The sequence below is a fragment of the Francisella salimarina genome, assembly GCF_007923265.1.
Taxonomy (GTDB): Bacteria; Pseudomonadota; Gammaproteobacteria; order Francisellales; family Francisellaceae; genus Francisella; species Francisella salimarina.
In genome coordinates this window covers 381,545-396,702 of record NZ_VOJA01000003.1, presented here as the reverse complement: position 1 = coordinate 396,702, position 15,158 = coordinate 381,545, and the positions used below count along the sequence as shown (strand labels likewise).

Sequence of the window (15,158 nt, the reverse complement as noted above, 5' to 3'; positions counted from 1 at the left end):
GTTATCTATTTTTTATCAGATACTCTACTATACTCGGATCTAAAAGTGTAGATGTGTCACCTAAATTATCAAAATCATTTGCAGCTATTTTTCTCAAAATTCTTCTCATAATTTTACCAGAACGAGTTTTTGGTAAATCTGGAGTAAACTGAATCACATCTGGACTTGCTACTGGACCAATCTCTTGTCTAATATAAGATACCAATGTTTTTCTGATGCTATCAAGATATTCATCTCCAGCACCCTTACCATCATGACCATCTTTTAGTATGCAATAGACATAAATTGCTTCACCTTTGATATCATGAGGCATACCAACTACAGCAGATTCTGCAACACTAGAGTGAGTATTCAATACAGCTTCTATTTCAGCAGTTGCCATTCTATGGCCTGATACGTTAATAACATCATCCATACGACCTTCTATCCAGATATAGCCATCCTCATCCCTTCTAGCAGCATCTCCTGAGAAATAAAAACCTTTGAAACTACTAAAGTATGTTTGAATATATCTATCATGATCACCATAAATAGTTCTAGCCATACCAGGAGTCGCAGCTCTAATACACAAAGCTCCTTTGCCAACTCCTTCGATCTCTTTACCATCTGTATCTAATAAAGCCACATCAACACCAAAGAAAGGCTTAGATGCAGATCCTGGCTTCAACTTGTGTGCTCCCGGTAATGGTAGGATCATGTGTCCACCAGTCTCAGTTTGCCACCAAGTATCAACAAGAGGTGCTTGATTATTAGCACCCTTTTCTACAAACCAGTTCCATGCTTCTGGATTAATAGGCTCTCCTACAGATCCTAATACCCTCAATGAAGTTCTATCTGAATCTCTAAGATACTGATCTCCAGCTTTGATTAATAATCTAATCAAAGTTGGTGCTGTATATAGCGATTTCACATTATGTCTATCAACTTCTTTCCACATTCTAGAAGCATCTGGGTATGTTGGAACGCCTTCAAAGATTAAGGAAGTACAACCATTAGCAAGCGGACCATAAACAGCATAACTATGCCCAGTAATCCAACCAATATCAGCTGTACACCAGTAGACATCATCTTCCTTCAAATCAAAAGCCAACTTATGAGTCATGCTTGCATAGACAAGATACCCTCCTGAAGTATGGACAAGACCTTTCGGAGTACCTGTTGATCCTGAAGTATACAGCATAAACAAAGGCATCTCTGCATCAAAGAATTCTATTTTATGTTCATCAGAAACTTTAGCACACTCTTTATCATAACAAAGATCTATATCGTTCCAAACCATATCCTTTGTCTTAGTCCTACTCACAACTAGGACATTTCTAACAAAGTCTAAACCAGAGATTGCTCTATCTACACTTTTTTTAAGAGGTATTCTCTTACCTGATCTAATACTTTCATCTGCTGTAATTATAAACTTACTATCTGCATTTATGACTCTCTGCTTAAGTGCTTCTGCTGAGAAACCTCCAAATACAACTGAATGCATAGCTCCTATACGTGCACAAGCTAACATCGCATATATTGCCTCTGGTATCATTGGCATATAGATGGTTACAACATCACCTTTTTTGACACCATTAGCTTCAAGTATATTAGCCATTTCACATACTCTATGATACAAGTCTCTATATGTAATATTTTTAGTATGATATGGATCATCAGCTTGCCAAACAAATGCAATCTTATTTGCTTTGTCTACTAAGTGCCTGTCAACACAATTATAACAAACATTTAGCTCACCACCTTTGAACCACTGAATATCAACTGGATCAAAACTACTTGCATAAGCTTTATCAAATGGTTTATGCCAGCTAATATGATGGGCTTGCTTTGACCAAAATGCTTCTGGATTTTCTATTGATTCTTTATACATAACTTCATATTGCTCAGCATTGACATTAGCCTGGGCTATGAAGTCTTCTGAAACTTGAAAACTTGAGTACGGCATATTATTAACTTTAAAAACACGATTAAAATTTATATTAGCATATTTAGCTGAATTTTTGACTATATTTGCACTATCAATATTTAATAAGAATTATTAAATATTGATAAAGATTTATCTATTTTGAAGATACTCTTTAAATTTATCACCCAATTCTTTATGCTGAAGAGCTATTTCATAATTAGCAATCAAAAAGCCTAATTTACTACCACAATCATAACGAGTGCCTTTAAACTCATAAGATAGAATTTTTTCTTCTTGATCAAGAAGTTTAGCTATTGCATCTGTTAGTTGAATTTCACCACCTGCACCTTCTGAAGTTGATTCTAAACATCTGAAAATTTTATTTGGTAGCAAATATCTTCCAACTACAGCATTTGTTGATGGTGCTTTTTCTGGAGCTGGTTTTTCAACTATTGCTTTTATAAGGTTTTCACTATCTTTAGCTACAATACCATAAGAGCTAGTTTCATCTCTTTTAACTTGTTGAGTAGCTATACAACCTCTAATATCAGTACCTTCTACAGCTTTGACCATTTGTTTAAGGGTACCAGTGCCACAATCATGATTATATACTAGATCATCAGGCAGTATTACAGCAAAGTCTTCGATACCCACAAGAGGTTTAGCACATAGCACAGCATGACCTAGCCCTAGAGCTTCGGGCTGACGAACGAAGAAAAAGCTCACATCTTTAGGGATTATATTTTTGACTAAATCTAGTAGCTCATATTTTTGTTTTTTCTCTAATGAATATTCTAGCTCAAAGTTTCTATCAAAATGATCCTCAAGAGACTTTTTATTTGAGCTTGTAACAAAAATTATCTCCTTACAGCCAGCTTCAATGGCTTCTTCAACTGCGTATTGGATCAATGGTTTATCGACAACAGTTAGCATTTCTTTAGGACATGATTTAGTTGCTGGTAAAAATCTAGTTCCCCAACCGGCAACAGGAAAAACCGCTTTTTTGATTTTCATTTAATCTCCTTAGTATTAGCTATCAGCTAAATTACAGTACAAGCTTACATTAATATTATAACCGTTTACAGAGAAGTTGCTCAATATTTTAGATAGTCTTTTTAGATCATTTGATCTTTTGACATATAGATCTACTAAAATTTCATTTTCAAAATAATATATAGACATCTTTTTATCTAAAATATTACTTTCTGGAATATTATTTTCATCAAAAATAGCTTTTATCTCAGATAGTATCTCCAAACGAGAAGGCTCAAAGTTCTCAAGCTTAATTACACCATCTTCATGATTTGTAACATCCACATGCACTGTAATATCCTTGATATTTTCGATATTATGATAAATATTACTCTTAACAATCTCTGCTATATAGTGACCTTCAGAAGCTGTACTAAACTTATCAACTAAAATATGTACATCTAATACAATTTTACCAGCCATTTTTCTAGTTCTTAGGAAATGAAAATCATGTACCCCTTCGGAATTAGTAATTATTTCTTTGATGCTTTTACGTGTCTCAGCATCAACACCTTCATCAATAAGCTCAGCAACAGCAGAGTAACCCCACTTGACACCCATCTTAACGATCATATAGCAGACTGCTAGGGCAGCAACTGCATCCATCCATGGGAAACCTAAAAAAGCACCAAACAAGCCAACTAAAACAACTACTGAAGACCACATATCCGAACGGCTATGCCAAGCATTGGCCCTTAACATATCAGAATCAATTTTATTTGCAGCTCGCATAGTATACTGATAGATAAATTCATTGCCAAATATAGAAAAAACTGCTGCATACACAGTAAATCTATCTGGAGTTTCATATTCACCTAGTATCAATGTAGCTAACGAATGATATACAATCAAAAAACCTATAGATATAAGTAAACCAGAAAGCACTAATGTCGCTAGAGTCTCTAATCTTTCATGTCCATAAGGATGGTTGTGATCTTCGCCTTTATTAGCATACTTAGCAGCAAATAAAACCATAGCATCACTCAAAAGATCTGAAAATGAGTGTATGCCATCAGCAAACAATGCTGGTGAGCGTCCTATAATTCCAATAAATGTTTTTGAAATAGCAAGCAATGCATTAACAAACATCCCCACTAGAGTAACTTTTTTGGTAATTTGATATCTAGTATCTGACATTTTTGAGCCTCTTTTATTAGATTTAGCTAAACAAATTTTAAGCAAGATAATAATATGATGTATCAGAAATGTCTATTTATAAATATAGATTTATGACTAATCTTTAGTCATTACAAGTTTAAATAATAAGATATGCGCAAAGATTGAAAAAATTATTGTCCCTACCCACCAAGCTACAGGATTATCCAAACCATGTACTGTTACATAATAAGCTGCAAATATAGATATGATAAACTGTAGGCTAGCCATAACTAATCCAGGATTCCAGCTTTTACGCTTAACCCCTTCTGCAATGTGTGTTAAGCAATTTATAATACTAAAAATTATAATCAACAATCCAAAACCAAGATTGATAAAGCTCAAAGTTCCAAAAACTGCAAATGCTAACCACACCATAAGTATATTTATCCAAAATATCTTAATGTCTGTAAGTTTTTCTTGACCTTGTGGCAATGCCATAACTGTACGATTCATAAAATCTTTAAAGCCACCTGGTACATAGTGCTCCTCTGTCTGGTGGAACAAATACATAGGAATATTAATTAATCCCCAAAAATGTGGATCATATACAGAAAAATTAGCAAATAGTAATATTGTAAAGAATATACCAGCCCATGGAGCTATTTTTGCCCAATTTTGATTTTTTGCTAAAAAATTTATCATCACTCAACCTTTAAATATAAGCTATATTATCGATAATATATTATCTTTTATAAAAGTTACTATATAAATCTTCAAATATCTTGGTATTTTTGTCAAAAATCGCCTTGCAATGCAGACAAATAATTGTATAATATACTCCATCAGTTCGGAGAAATGGCTGAGTGGTCGAAAGCGGCGGTCTTGAAAACCGTTGACTGTAACAGGTCCGGGGGTTCGAATCCCTCTTTCTCCGCCATATTAAAAGCTCACAGCAATGTGGGCTTTTTTTATGTCTAAAATTTGTAAAGTATTTTTTATCTAATACAAGTAAAACTATTATACTGCCCTACCAAACTACACTTCTAAACTTTTTATTAAGCTTTCTTAAAGTTGATAGTAAAAAAAAGACCAACAGTCTTAGGATTAATAAGAATAAGACCTTCTTGCTTCTTTTTTAGCTCTACTTATAGCTGCTTTTTTAGCCATTTTTCTCTTCTGGGTTGGTTTTACGTAATGCTGTCTTTCTCTAAGCTCTTGTTTAATACCTGCTTTTTCACAAGCTCTTTTGAAGTTTCTTAGACTAATATCAAAAGGTTTTCTGGGATCGACTATTATTCTTGGCATATTATCCTCTCTTAATTTTAGAATATTAAGAACTATTAAAGTTCTTTTAGGGTTAAAAATTATTATTAGCAAAATAGCAATGAAGTATCTAAAGAAGATTTAGAGGCTTTATTTTATTTATACACTATCAATGTTAATACAAAGTATCCACTAAAGATACATATTATGGAGACATATATAAATATAACTAAGATTATGTTCTCATTTAAGAGTATAATAGGCATCTATTTAATAATATATGTTTAGAATGATTGATCCCAAAAACACATTCATTAATTTTGAAAATAATAAAATGTTAGAAGTTATTTTTAGTGATATAACTGCTTTAGTCCAGAAAATATCAGAATCGAAAAAAGTAAGTATAGCTCAAGCAGCAGAGCTTAGTATATTCAATACTGAGATTATGGAACAATTTATTAATTTAATAAACCATATGACGGATAGAGACTTTAGTGATAACAAAGAATCTTCGATGGTAGAAAGTTGTTTAGATTTTCAAGATTTATGCTTATATCTAAAAGACTTGGACAAATACGAAGAAGATTTTGATTTAACTAAAATACCTAGTTTTCATTAAAAAGCTTTCAATTAATACTTTTATACTATATGATTAGTGTCAGTTATTTATATTGTAACTTTAATTTGACTACTACGAAACTAATATAATCAGAAGTTTATTTCCAATAATCTATCCTTTATAAGTAAATCGTTAAAGTTTAAAACTAAGCCCAATGTGATTTAACTTATATAAGACAACAAAACAAAAGGAAATAAAACAATGAGACAAGGTACTATTAAATTTTTTAATACGACTAAAGGATTCGGATTCATAGAGCCTCAAGATGGTGGTAAAGATGTGTTCGTTCATATCAGTGCAGTAGAAAATGCTGGTTTAAGCACTCTACGTGAAGGCGAAAAAATTAGCTTTGAAGTTGAAGAAAACAGAGGCAAAATGGCTGCTGTTAATATCAAATCTATCTAATCTAAACCATCCTTATAACTATAAAGATAGTCTTTCTTAAGAATATTAATTCATATTTTTATTCTTCAATTAACTATGAAAAGATAGCCATTTTTTAGATGGATAGCCTGGAATCTCTTTGGTTAATACAGGCACCATAAATCCTGATGAAATTTCAGACAGTTTTTTCATAATATCTTTAGCATTATCAACATTATAGTGTTTAGTTCCTGAGACAGTATCTAGTGAATGTATATAGTACGGAATCGCTTTAGCATTTATAAGTTTTGTACTCAAAGCATATAGTACATTAGCATCATCATTTATGTCTTTAAGCAATGTACTTTGATTTAGGATAATTATGCCATGGTTGTGTATTTCTTTTAAAACCTCTCTAATACTATCATCTAACTCATTTGGATGATTAACGTGTATCACTAATACAGTATCAAGCCTATGCTCTGAAAGAATTTTCAAAAGTTTAGCAGTCATTCGCTCTGGTAATACTACAGGTATTCTTGAATGAATCCTAAGCCTTTTGATATGAGATATCTGCTGGATATTTTCTACAAAAAATTCTAATATCTCATCGTTATTTAAAAGAGGATCACCTCCACTTAATATGACCTCCTCGATACTACTATCATTTGCTATATATTCAAATGCTTTTAACCAATCCTTTCTACCGGGGATATTTTCTCTATAATCAAACTCTTTACGAAAACAATAGCGACAATGCACAGCGCAGCTTGTTTGTGATATCAGCAGAACTCTACCATGGTATTTATGTAATAGTCCTGGCACTTTATTATAATTTTTTTCATCAAGTGGATCGCTATTATAGGATTGATCTATCACTTCTTCATCGATAGTTGGCAGAACCTGTTTGAGCAATGGATCATTAATATTACCTTTTTGCATTCTATTAGCGAATGATCTAGGCACTATCATTTTAAATTTCTTGGTTATATTTAATGAAACTTTGGCCTCTTCACTATCTATTTCCAAAAACTTTAACAATTCTAAAGGTGAATAGAAAGATTCTTTAAGGGCTTTTTTCCAGTCATTAGTAGACATCTATTTATATTTTAAAATAAGATTTTTTGATCTTCGAATTCTCTCATATAACCATAGATTGTCAATTTGTTTATACTAGAAGATCTAATTGATCAATCTATTCAGAATATTTCACACCTATATCTGCTAAAATTTTAGATTTAACTTTTAAAAGCTCTTTGATATAAAAATCTTTATTTTCCGCATAACGATATTGAGGTACAAGAATAGAAACACCAAGACTACCTAAAAATGTATTTACAGCTACTGCCGTACTGACTATGCCCTCTATTGTTTTACCATAATCATATTCAACGCCATCTTCTCTAATCTTAGCAAGCCTTTCAAACAATTCTTTATTATCTTCAATACCTTCATCTAGGATATCGATAATTTCCTCATCTGAGTACAGTGCTAACAAAGCCCTACCAGAAGCTGTATAGTAAATTGGCTTCTCAAGTACACCTATTCTTGGAATTACCTGCAGTTCCCTATTCGCTATGAACCTATGCATTATTATAAGATCGGTATTGTTTGATTGTGTCAGAACAACTGTTTCACGTATTTTTTCACTAAGCTTCCTTAATGTGTTCTGTGTCAAAGAGACTATATCTGCATAAGATGAAGATGCTAACTTAAAAACACCTGATCCAAGCAAAATCTTACCTGCCCCTTCACTTCGTGTGAATCCTTCAGCCTCAAGAGCAGCAACTATTCTTTGGACTGTAGATCGAGGTAAGTTGACCTTCTTTGCTATATCTCCCAAGCTCATGCCTCCAGGCTCATTACTAATACTTTGTAGCACATTCACAGCTCTGCTGATTACTTGGATTTTTTTTTCATTACTCATAAAAAGTTAATAATTTCTGAGGTTTAAAAGTCTTTTGATTAATAATAGCTTTTTTCATATAAAATTGCCAAAACATTCTTGTACCATTTTGCGATACAGTGTATCATATGTCTGTCTCTAGGAAAATTAGCCTTAATTTACCTCCAGAAATAAAATTAAAAAAATCTCGCACAAAATAAGGAGTCTGATATGCCTGTAATTACTTTTGATGGACTACTAATTTCTCCAATAATATTATTTTTAGCTATTGCAGCAATATTGACTATAACTACAAACCTAGCAATACCAAAAATCATACATGACTATGTAGATCTTAAATTATCTTGGTTTAATCTTGCATTATTTATCTGTTATCTAGGATTAAGCATGCTACTAATAGGAAACTAAAATGCCAAACAAAAGAACCAAAACTACTATTAGTGTTGTTATAATTTGCGTGGCATTGTTTTCTCTATATTCGATCTGGAGATACTATCTATACTCACCATGGACTAGAGATGGTCGAATTAGAGCTAATATCATCACTATTGCGCCAGATGTTTCTGGTTTTGTAACCAAAATATATGTATCTGATAACCAAAGAGTAAAAAAAGGTCAATTAATCTTTACAATAGACAAAGATAGATATGCAGCAACTCTAGATGAAAAAGAAGCAGAGCTAAAACATGCAATAATGCAATGGGAGCTAGCTGATCGTCAATATCAACGTAGAGAACAACTTGGAAAAGATGGCTCAATAAGCTTAGACACTCTCGATGAATATCACATGCAAGTAAAGCTAAAAAAGGCAAATCTTGAAAAAGCAAAAGCAGAGGCTAGACTCGCAAAGATCAATCTAGATAGAACAAGTGTTTATGCACCAGCTGATGGTACTATAAATAATATTGAACTACGACAAGGTAACTATGTTGTAGCAGCAAAACCAGTGATGTCTTTAGTTGAAGCTAATTCTTTCTATGTAACTGGATATTTTGAAGAAACCAAACTACCCAATATAAAAATCAATGATAAGGCTACTATCGAGTTAATGAGTGGTGGAGAACTACTACATGGACATGTAATAAGTATTGGCAAAGCTGTAGCAGACAACAATACAGATGTGAATAGTCAACTACTGCCAAAAGTACAGCAGACCTACGATTGGGTAAGACTATCTAAGCGAATACCTGTTGATATAGCTCTAGATGTGATACCTAAAAGTATCAACTTAATATCAGGTATAAATGCAACGGTAACAATACAATGATACAAAGACTATCAGATGAGCTAGAAGTAATTATAAATAAAGAAAATATTATTTATACAATCAAAGGGTGTATATCTTTGACTATGGCTCTATGGATATCAATGAGTTTGAATTTAGATAAACCGATGTGGGCTATGATTTCTGCACTATTTTTACAAACTCGACCAGAAACAGGTTTTATCATTGAAAAAGCTCTTTTATTAATAGCTGTATCTTTTATTGGAGTGTTTGTTGGCTTTTTGATAGTCACATTTTTTTTGCCTTTTCCTGTATTAGCACTAATGGCTCTATGTAGCTTTATATCTATATCTATATTCTTCTCTGCCAACATGTCTCATCCAAACTTTATCTATGCCTTAGCATTGGCAAATGTTACCTGCATAATAATTGTTTTTTACTCTATAGCTAATCCTATGCTCACTACTGAAGAGACAATTTTTCATACCGGATTTTCTCGTGTAACTGAAATATCTATTGGCTGTATCTGCTCATGCCTTGTGAATTACTACATATTGCCAGTCAAAGTTCAAAAAACATTAAAGAACCACTCTAATAAAGTACTAGAACTTACTATATATTATGTTCAAGAAATGTTTCTAACACAAGACTTCACTAATAACATAAAATATAATTCAAAAGTTGAAGCAATTCTTAATAATCTTATAACTCTTGATAATGATTTGAGTGCAGCAAAATATGAGAGCTTGGATAAAGGTAATTATCTTATATTTTCAAATACTGTAGTTGAACTAATAGAAGCAGTACACTCATTAAGAAAATATTTAGCTAAAACAGAAAATAATTCTACCCTACAAAATCACTTAAAAACAATCGCAAACAATCTAAATAATATTGATAGTAGCACAAGTGATAGTCTAAACATCATATCTGACGATCATAAACTGAATAAGGTAATCTCAAAAATAGCTAACCTACTAGCTAGTTACAAAAGTTTAGAAGCCAAAAGTGATCAAAACAAGATAGTTTATAGTTTTATAACATATACCAACCCTATAGTTACACTAATTGCTATCGCTAGAACCATAAGCTTGCTGCTTATCATGTACTTCGTATGGGTAAGTACAGACGGCAACTCTAGTCTTCTTATGATGATTATTCTACCTTGTGTCTTGTCTCAACTTTTTATATCCGTACCTAATCCCACAGAAACAGTTAAAAAAAATATCATAGGCATAATTATATCAATACCAATAAGTATTCTTATAACACTAAATTTACTATCTCAAGCAGTGGGCTATTTTGAACTATTAATACTAATATTATTAACTGTACTACTCATTCCCATAGCAGCTCTTAACGTTCCTAAACTGCAGATGTATAGTCTTGGGTTCTATTTAGGTTTTGTATTTATGGTCCAACCAAGTAATCATATGAGTTTTGAAATCACTTCATCATTTACCATAGCTATGAGCTCAATTGTTGGATGCTTAGGTCTCTGGTTAGCATTTAAGCTATTTCCACTTACTCCTCACACTCTAAGTAGGAAGGTTGCTATCAGATCTATAATCAATGATGTTCACAAATTTCAAAGAAAACAAATATCTAAGGAATGCTATCAAGCTACTTTAATCAAAAAGATTCTCAGTGTTTATAGAAATAGAAAAGAAGACTCATCATCCGAAAAAGATATTGAATTTGCTTTGCAGAGCCTAGCTAAAGCCAACTAATTTATTTGCTTGTTATAGTGACCTTTTTCAAAATCAACATTATAAACGATATCTCTATAGCCATGAGGATTTTCTATCTTTAATTTATGTACATCATTATATACTTGCTCTATAAGCCTTATTCTTTTTTCTCTGTTATGAGTTTTTTCACCGACAACATCAAGAATACTTAAATTATATTCCCATTGTTCATCTCCAAGCATATGATAATTTTTCAATAAGCGACTATCAAACTTAAAGCTATGCTTGTGAGTATTTATCATTTTTTCAACAATACTAGACAAGATATCTTGATTAGACTGCCACAACTTTGCCAAAAATATAGCTTGGCATTCTGATAAAACAAATGGTACCGTTTTCCATGGTATGCCAACAAAAGCAAGATTAAGATAATCTTTATGTAGTATCTGATTACATAATGGACTCACGACATTATCTTTTGTTGAAATAATATCTTGAGATAGAAAAGGAAAACCATATTTATAACCAGTACAAAAAATAATTTCATCTATCTCAATAGTATTACCATTAATAGTTGTAGCTATACATTTATCATTGCATTTATAATATTTGTTAATAGAAGATATAAACTTAATATTTAGATTATTTTTTAGATTATATAGTTCTTGGTTATTTTCTAATTCTCTAACAGAAACATAAACATCTCTACCACTATTACATAACTCATGAGATATATCCACACCAGATGAAGAATATCCTACACATAGGACTTTCTTAGCATAGTTATCTACACTCCTATAATATTTGCTGTGTGAAGCACTACCTACAATATAATCAAAACCATTAGTATCATTTGGAATTTTAGGCTCATCATAGTGCCCATTAGCAATTATTACAAAGTCAAACTCTTCATTAAATACCGCGCTATTACTTATATAAGATAATTTCCATAATGGCCTTTTCGATAACTTCTGGATAGGTTTCAAACTTATAACTTCAACATTTAGGCAAAGACTATCATCTATTTGCCAAGCTTTAGCATTTGCTTCTAAGTAATACAAAACTTCTTTATGCTCTATAAACGATTTATTAGAGTTATAAGGAATTTTTTCATTTTCAAAAACCATTATTTCTTTGGGGAGATTAGTCTTTAGTGTTTCATATAATGCACCTTCTGACTCATCATAATTCCATACACCACAAATATTGTTCGTTTTTTCAAAGACTTTAACCTGAAAACCACCATCCTTGAGAACTTTTGCATTGATAAGTCCACTTGCACCGGCACCGATAATTGCGACTCTATTCATAATTTACACTGAAATAGTACATTTATACCCACTATACTTACGGATATTTATTACACCTGTATCAAATATTAAATACTGACCTTTTATACCTATGAGCTTAGCTTCTATAATAGGATCCTTATCTAAGTTAAATGATTTAATTTTTGTAGGATACTCAAGCACAGGATAATTTATAGTTTGAATATTACCCTCTACAGCTTCAACACTATTATCACCATATTTGGCTGTAATTTGAGCTATTTGATCACTAGACTTTTCGATCAGTTCATCTCTTAAATCCTCAAATTCAACTTCAGAACTTGGCTCACCTTGAAGCATTTTTCGCCAGTTCGTTTTATCTGAAATATGCTCTTTAATCGCGACCTCAACTAATCCTGAAATTAGTCTAGTCTCTACAGCAAAGATTGGAATAGCTTGACTAGCACCTTGATCTATCCAACGTGAAGGAATATTTTTAAGCTTAGTAATACCTACCTTAATATCTCCTGTATTTGATAGATATACAATATGAGTTTTCATGCAGTTTTCTTCACCCCAATTAGAATCTCTACATGTCCCTGCCGCGAAATGGCACAGTTCAGGCTTAACTATACAGATATCACACTCAGGTAACTTCCTCATACACATAAAGCAATGACCTTGAGAATAGCTCTTTTTTGTTTTGATGCCACATGATACACAATTAATTTCATCTAAAAATTCTATTCTCATATTTTTGCCAATGAAATCATTCATACAGATATCTTCTAACTCATATAGAGCATTATTATCACTATCTAATGTTGTTATCATTTTGTGTAAATTTACTGTTTTATTCATTAATACTTTTTTTAATAACTAAACTGCCTTTTAGGATAACAGACTTTAAAAGCAGTTAAAATCCTTGTTATTATTAGCTATAATCAATTTAATCAAACTAATTGGTTCTGATATGAGTGTAAGACTAGATAAATGGCTATGGGCAGCTAGATTCTACAAAACTAGAGCTATCGCAAAAAAAGCTATCGAAGGTGGCAAAGTACACTTTCAGGGACAAAAAACAAAAGTCAGTAAAGCTGTAAATATTGGCGATGAATACCAAATCCAACAATCACATATTAAAAAAACAATAATTGTCGAAGCTCTCGATGAAGTTAGAAAATCAGCTACTGAAGCTCAAAAACTTTACACAGAAACACAACAAAGTATCGAAAAGAGAGAAAAAGAAGCAACCATCAGAAAGACTGCTAACTTATTAAGCCCAGAAAAACCTACAAAAAAGCAACGTAGACAGATAATTGATTTTAAAAGAAATGATTGATCCACTATTAAACAATATAGATTATTAACGATTAATTACTAAACTTTTCTATCATCTTAAGCACAACGTAAATTATTGCACTGATTACTGCCGATATAAAACATACTTTAATAGCAATTGGAAATAGATTAATAAATATAGTAATAATAGTTACTATTATTAAAACACCTACAAATATTGATAAAAACTTATCCATTTTAAATAACCCCTTATTTTATAATAATTTTTGCAAATTTACGTTTACCAACTTGGAAAACATTTTCTGTACCTTTACCAAAAACAGCCTTATTATCAGCAGCCTTCTCACCATCTATTTTAACAGCTCCTTGCTTAATCATGCGAATAGCTTCTGAAGTACTTGCTACCAATCCTGCTTCTTTAAGCAAGTTTGCTATTGGCAATTCTTGACTTAATTCTACAACATTTATGTCATCAGGTATCTGATTTTTTTGAAATCTTTGGATAAAATCTTGATGCGCACTTTCAGCGTCTTCCTTAGAGTGAAATCTCTCTATTAACTCTTTTGCCAACTCTATTTTAATATCACGTGGATTTGTGCCATTAGCAACATCTTGTTTTAAATTAGCTATAGTATCTAAAGATTTGAAGCTAAGTAATTCGTAATATCTCCACATCAATTCATCTGAAACAGACATCACCTTGCCAAATATATCGTTAGGTGCTTCTTCAATACCTATATAATTTTGGCTAGATTTTGACATTTTTTTGACACCATCTAAACCTTCTAGAAGTGGCATTGTTATGATAATCTGTGGTTCTTGACCTTGTTGTTTTTGTAGCTCTCTGCCCATCAACAAATTAAATTTCTGATCTGTACCACCAAGCTCAATATCCGCATTCATAGCTACAGAATCATAGCCTTGTACTAATGGATACAAAAACTCATGTATTGAGATAGACTGGCCACCTTTGTATCTTTTTGAGAAATCATCTCTTTCAAGCATTCTAGCAACTGTTGATTTAGATGCTAGTTTGATCATATCGCTTGCAGACATTTTATCAAACCAGTCACCATTACGACGAATGACTGTTTTTTCTTTATCTAAGATTTTAAATACTTGTTTAGTATATGTTTCAGCATTTGCAGCAACCTCTTCTGCAGTCAATGGAGGTCTTGTCGCATTTTTACCAGTAGGATCGCCTATCTGAGCTGTGAAATCACCTATCAAAAAGTGAATTTCATGTCCTAAATCTTGCAACTGTTTTAATTTATTAATTACAACGGTATGACCAAGATGGATATCAGGAGCTGTTGGATCACAACCAAACTTAATCACTAATGGCTTGTTTTTTTCGAGTTTTTTAACTAATTCTTCTTCAATTAGGACTTCATCTGCCCCTCTTTTAATTATTTCTAAAGTCTGTTGTATAGTCGACATTATATTTTTGTATATAAAAATTTCTCTCAATAAAGCAAAATTATA

The 15,158-nt window shown here is 32.0% G+C and carries 17 protein-coding genes and 1 tRNA gene; 7 read left to right on the top strand and 11 right to left on the bottom strand.

What is annotated here, in order from left to right:
- Position 1: 1 nt before the first annotated feature.
- From acs to FQ699_RS04225, 4 genes are all read right to left on the bottom strand, one after another.
- Positions 2–1,945, bottom strand: a complete 1,944-nt coding sequence (gene acs, locus FQ699_RS04240) for an acetate--CoA ligase (protein WP_146421256.1) — start codon at positions 1,943–1,945, stop codon at positions 2–4.
- Positions 1,946–2,056: 111 nt separating this feature from the next.
- Positions 2,057–2,920: a UTP--glucose-1-phosphate uridylyltransferase GalU gene (gene galU / locus FQ699_RS04235; protein ID WP_146421255.1), complete on the bottom strand. Its 864-nt coding sequence runs from the start codon at positions 2,918–2,920 to the stop codon at positions 2,057–2,059.
- 15 nt (positions 2,921–2,935) lie between these two features.
- On the bottom strand, positions 2,936–4,075 hold the full coding sequence (locus tag FQ699_RS04230; protein ID WP_146421254.1) for a cation diffusion facilitator family transporter: 1,140 nt from the start codon (positions 4,073–4,075) through the stop codon (positions 2,936–2,938).
- Positions 4,076–4,171: 96 nt separating this feature from the next.
- On the bottom strand, positions 4,172–4,741 hold the full coding sequence (locus FQ699_RS04225; protein WP_146421253.1) for an HXXEE domain-containing protein: 570 nt from the start codon (positions 4,739–4,741) through the stop codon (positions 4,172–4,174).
- A gap of 144 nt (positions 4,742–4,885) precedes the next feature.
- Here FQ699_RS04225 and FQ699_RS04220 point away from each other — a divergent pair.
- Positions 4,886–4,973 (top strand) — tRNA-Ser (locus FQ699_RS04220).
- Positions 4,974–5,140: 167 nt separating this feature from the next.
- Here FQ699_RS04220 and rpsU read toward each other — a convergent pair.
- Entirely contained in the window at positions 5,141–5,341 is a 201-nt protein-coding gene (gene rpsU, locus FQ699_RS04215) for a 30S ribosomal protein S21 (protein WP_146421252.1), read from the bottom strand.
- A 247-nt stretch (positions 5,342–5,588) separates the two neighbouring features.
- Here rpsU and FQ699_RS04210 point away from each other — a divergent pair, with 247 nt between their 5' ends.
- Both FQ699_RS04210 and FQ699_RS04205 read left to right on the top strand, forming a co-directional pair.
- On the top strand, positions 5,589–5,918 hold the full coding sequence (locus FQ699_RS04210; RefSeq protein ID WP_146421479.1) for a hypothetical protein: 330 nt from the start codon (positions 5,589–5,591) through the stop codon (positions 5,916–5,918).
- A gap of 201 nt (positions 5,919–6,119) precedes the next feature.
- A complete protein-coding gene (locus tag FQ699_RS04205) occupies positions 6,120–6,323 on the top strand; it encodes a cold-shock protein (protein WP_013923275.1) in 204 nt (67 codons plus the stop codon).
- A 69-nt stretch (positions 6,324–6,392) separates the two neighbouring features.
- On the opposite strand, the gene epmB is transcribed toward FQ699_RS04205, so the two are convergent.
- Both epmB and FQ699_RS04195 read right to left on the bottom strand, forming a co-directional pair.
- Positions 6,393–7,379 (bottom strand): EF-P beta-lysylation protein EpmB, encoded by a 987-nt coding sequence (gene epmB / locus FQ699_RS04200; protein WP_146421251.1) that lies wholly within the window; start codon positions 7,377–7,379, stop codon positions 6,393–6,395.
- A 97-nt stretch (positions 7,380–7,476) separates the two neighbouring features.
- Positions 7,477–8,208 (bottom strand): IclR family transcriptional regulator, encoded by a 732-nt coding sequence (locus FQ699_RS04195; RefSeq protein WP_041263776.1) that lies wholly within the window; start codon positions 8,206–8,208, stop codon positions 7,477–7,479.
- A gap of 189 nt (positions 8,209–8,397) precedes the next feature.
- Between FQ699_RS04195 and FQ699_RS04190 the strand changes: the two genes are divergently transcribed.
- Genes FQ699_RS04190 through FQ699_RS04180 form a run of 3 tightly spaced genes read left to right on the top strand, consistent with a single transcriptional unit; the run spans position 8,398 to position 11,142 of the window.
- Positions 8,398–8,595 (top strand): hypothetical protein, encoded by a 198-nt coding sequence (locus tag FQ699_RS04190; protein ID WP_013923278.1) that lies wholly within the window; start codon positions 8,398–8,400, stop codon positions 8,593–8,595.
- 1 nt (position 8,596) lies between these two features.
- Positions 8,597–9,454 (top strand): efflux RND transporter periplasmic adaptor subunit, encoded by an 858-nt coding sequence (locus tag FQ699_RS04185; protein ID WP_013923279.1) that lies wholly within the window; start codon positions 8,597–8,599, stop codon positions 9,452–9,454.
- Positions 9,451–11,142: an FUSC family protein gene (locus tag FQ699_RS04180; protein WP_146421250.1), complete on the top strand. Its 1,692-nt coding sequence runs from the start codon at positions 9,451–9,453 to the stop codon at positions 11,140–11,142. The genes FQ699_RS04185 and FQ699_RS04180 overlap by 4 nt, the downstream gene beginning before the upstream one ends.
- Here FQ699_RS04180 and FQ699_RS04175 read toward each other — a convergent pair.
- The gene (locus FQ699_RS04175) at positions 11,139–12,413 is read right to left on the bottom strand and encodes an NAD(P)-binding domain-containing protein (RefSeq protein WP_146421249.1); all 1,275 of its coding nucleotides are present in this window, start codon (positions 12,411–12,413) and stop codon (positions 11,139–11,141) included. The genes FQ699_RS04180 and FQ699_RS04175 overlap by 4 nt on opposite strands.
- Positions 12,414–12,416: 3 nt before the next feature.
- On the bottom strand, positions 12,417–13,232 hold the full coding sequence (locus tag FQ699_RS04170) for a DUF2797 domain-containing protein (RefSeq protein WP_146421248.1): 816 nt from the start codon (positions 13,230–13,232) through the stop codon (positions 12,417–12,419).
- A 112-nt stretch (positions 13,233–13,344) separates the two neighbouring features.
- Here FQ699_RS04170 and FQ699_RS04165 point away from each other — a divergent pair, with 112 nt between their 5' ends.
- A complete protein-coding gene (locus tag FQ699_RS04165) occupies positions 13,345–13,713 on the top strand; it encodes an RNA-binding S4 domain-containing protein (RefSeq protein WP_146421247.1) in 369 nt (122 codons plus the stop codon).
- 31 nt (positions 13,714–13,744) lie between these two features.
- Here the strand turns inward: FQ699_RS04165 and FQ699_RS09680 are convergent, their stop codons facing one another.
- Together FQ699_RS09680 and tyrS are read right to left on the bottom strand one after the other, a co-directional pair.
- Entirely contained in the window at positions 13,745–13,909 is a 165-nt protein-coding gene (locus FQ699_RS09680; protein ID WP_013923284.1) for a hypothetical protein, read from the bottom strand.
- A 13-nt stretch (positions 13,910–13,922) separates the two neighbouring features.
- The gene (gene tyrS, locus FQ699_RS04160; protein ID WP_013923285.1) at positions 13,923–15,113 is read right to left on the bottom strand and encodes a tyrosine--tRNA ligase; all 1,191 of its coding nucleotides are present in this window, start codon (positions 15,111–15,113) and stop codon (positions 13,923–13,925) included.
- Positions 15,114–15,158: the final 45 nt, after the last annotated feature.

Bases quoted from the DNA above. Each gene is read 5' to 3' on its own strand.
- acs (WP_146421256.1), bottom strand. From the start codon at position 1,945: ATGCCGTACTCAAGTTTTCAAGTTTCAGAAGACTTCATAGCCCAGGCT.
- galU (WP_146421255.1), bottom strand. From the start codon at position 2,920: ATGAAAATCAAAAAAGCGGTTTTTCCTGTTGCCGGTTGGGGAACTAGA.
- FQ699_RS04230 (WP_146421254.1), bottom strand. From the start codon at position 4,075: ATGTCAGATACTAGATATCAAATTACCAAAAAAGTTACTCTAGTGGGG.
- rpsU (WP_146421252.1), bottom strand. From the start codon at position 5,341: ATGCCAAGAATAATAGTCGATCCCAGAAAACCTTTTGATATTAGTCTA.
- FQ699_RS04210 (WP_146421479.1), top strand. From the start codon at position 5,589: ATGATTGATCCCAAAAACACATTCATTAATTTTGAAAATAATAAAATG.
- FQ699_RS04205 (WP_013923275.1), top strand. From the start codon at position 6,120: ATGAGACAAGGTACTATTAAATTTTTTAATACGACTAAAGGATTCGGA.
- epmB (WP_146421251.1), bottom strand. From the start codon at position 7,379: ATGTCTACTAATGACTGGAAAAAAGCCCTTAAAGAATCTTTCTATTCA.
- FQ699_RS04195 (WP_041263776.1), bottom strand. From the start codon at position 8,208: ATGAGTAATGAAAAAAAAATCCAAGTAATCAGCAGAGCTGTGAATGTG.
- FQ699_RS04190 (WP_013923278.1), top strand. From the start codon at position 8,398: ATGCCTGTAATTACTTTTGATGGACTACTAATTTCTCCAATAATATTA.
- FQ699_RS04185 (WP_013923279.1), top strand. From the start codon at position 8,597: ATGCCAAACAAAAGAACCAAAACTACTATTAGTGTTGTTATAATTTGC.
- FQ699_RS04180 (WP_146421250.1), top strand. From the start codon at position 9,451: ATGATACAAAGACTATCAGATGAGCTAGAAGTAATTATAAATAAAGAA.
- FQ699_RS04175 (WP_146421249.1), bottom strand. From the start codon at position 12,413: ATGAATAGAGTCGCAATTATCGGTGCCGGTGCAAGTGGACTTATCAAT.
- FQ699_RS04170 (WP_146421248.1), bottom strand. From the start codon at position 13,232: ATGAATAAAACAGTAAATTTACACAAAATGATAACAACATTAGATAGT.
- FQ699_RS04165 (WP_146421247.1), top strand. From the start codon at position 13,345: ATGAGTGTAAGACTAGATAAATGGCTATGGGCAGCTAGATTCTACAAA.
- FQ699_RS09680 (WP_013923284.1), bottom strand. From the start codon at position 13,909: ATGGATAAGTTTTTATCAATATTTGTAGGTGTTTTAATAATAGTAACT.
- tyrS (WP_013923285.1), bottom strand. From the start codon at position 15,113: ATGTCGACTATACAACAGACTTTAGAAATAATTAAAAGAGGGGCAGAT.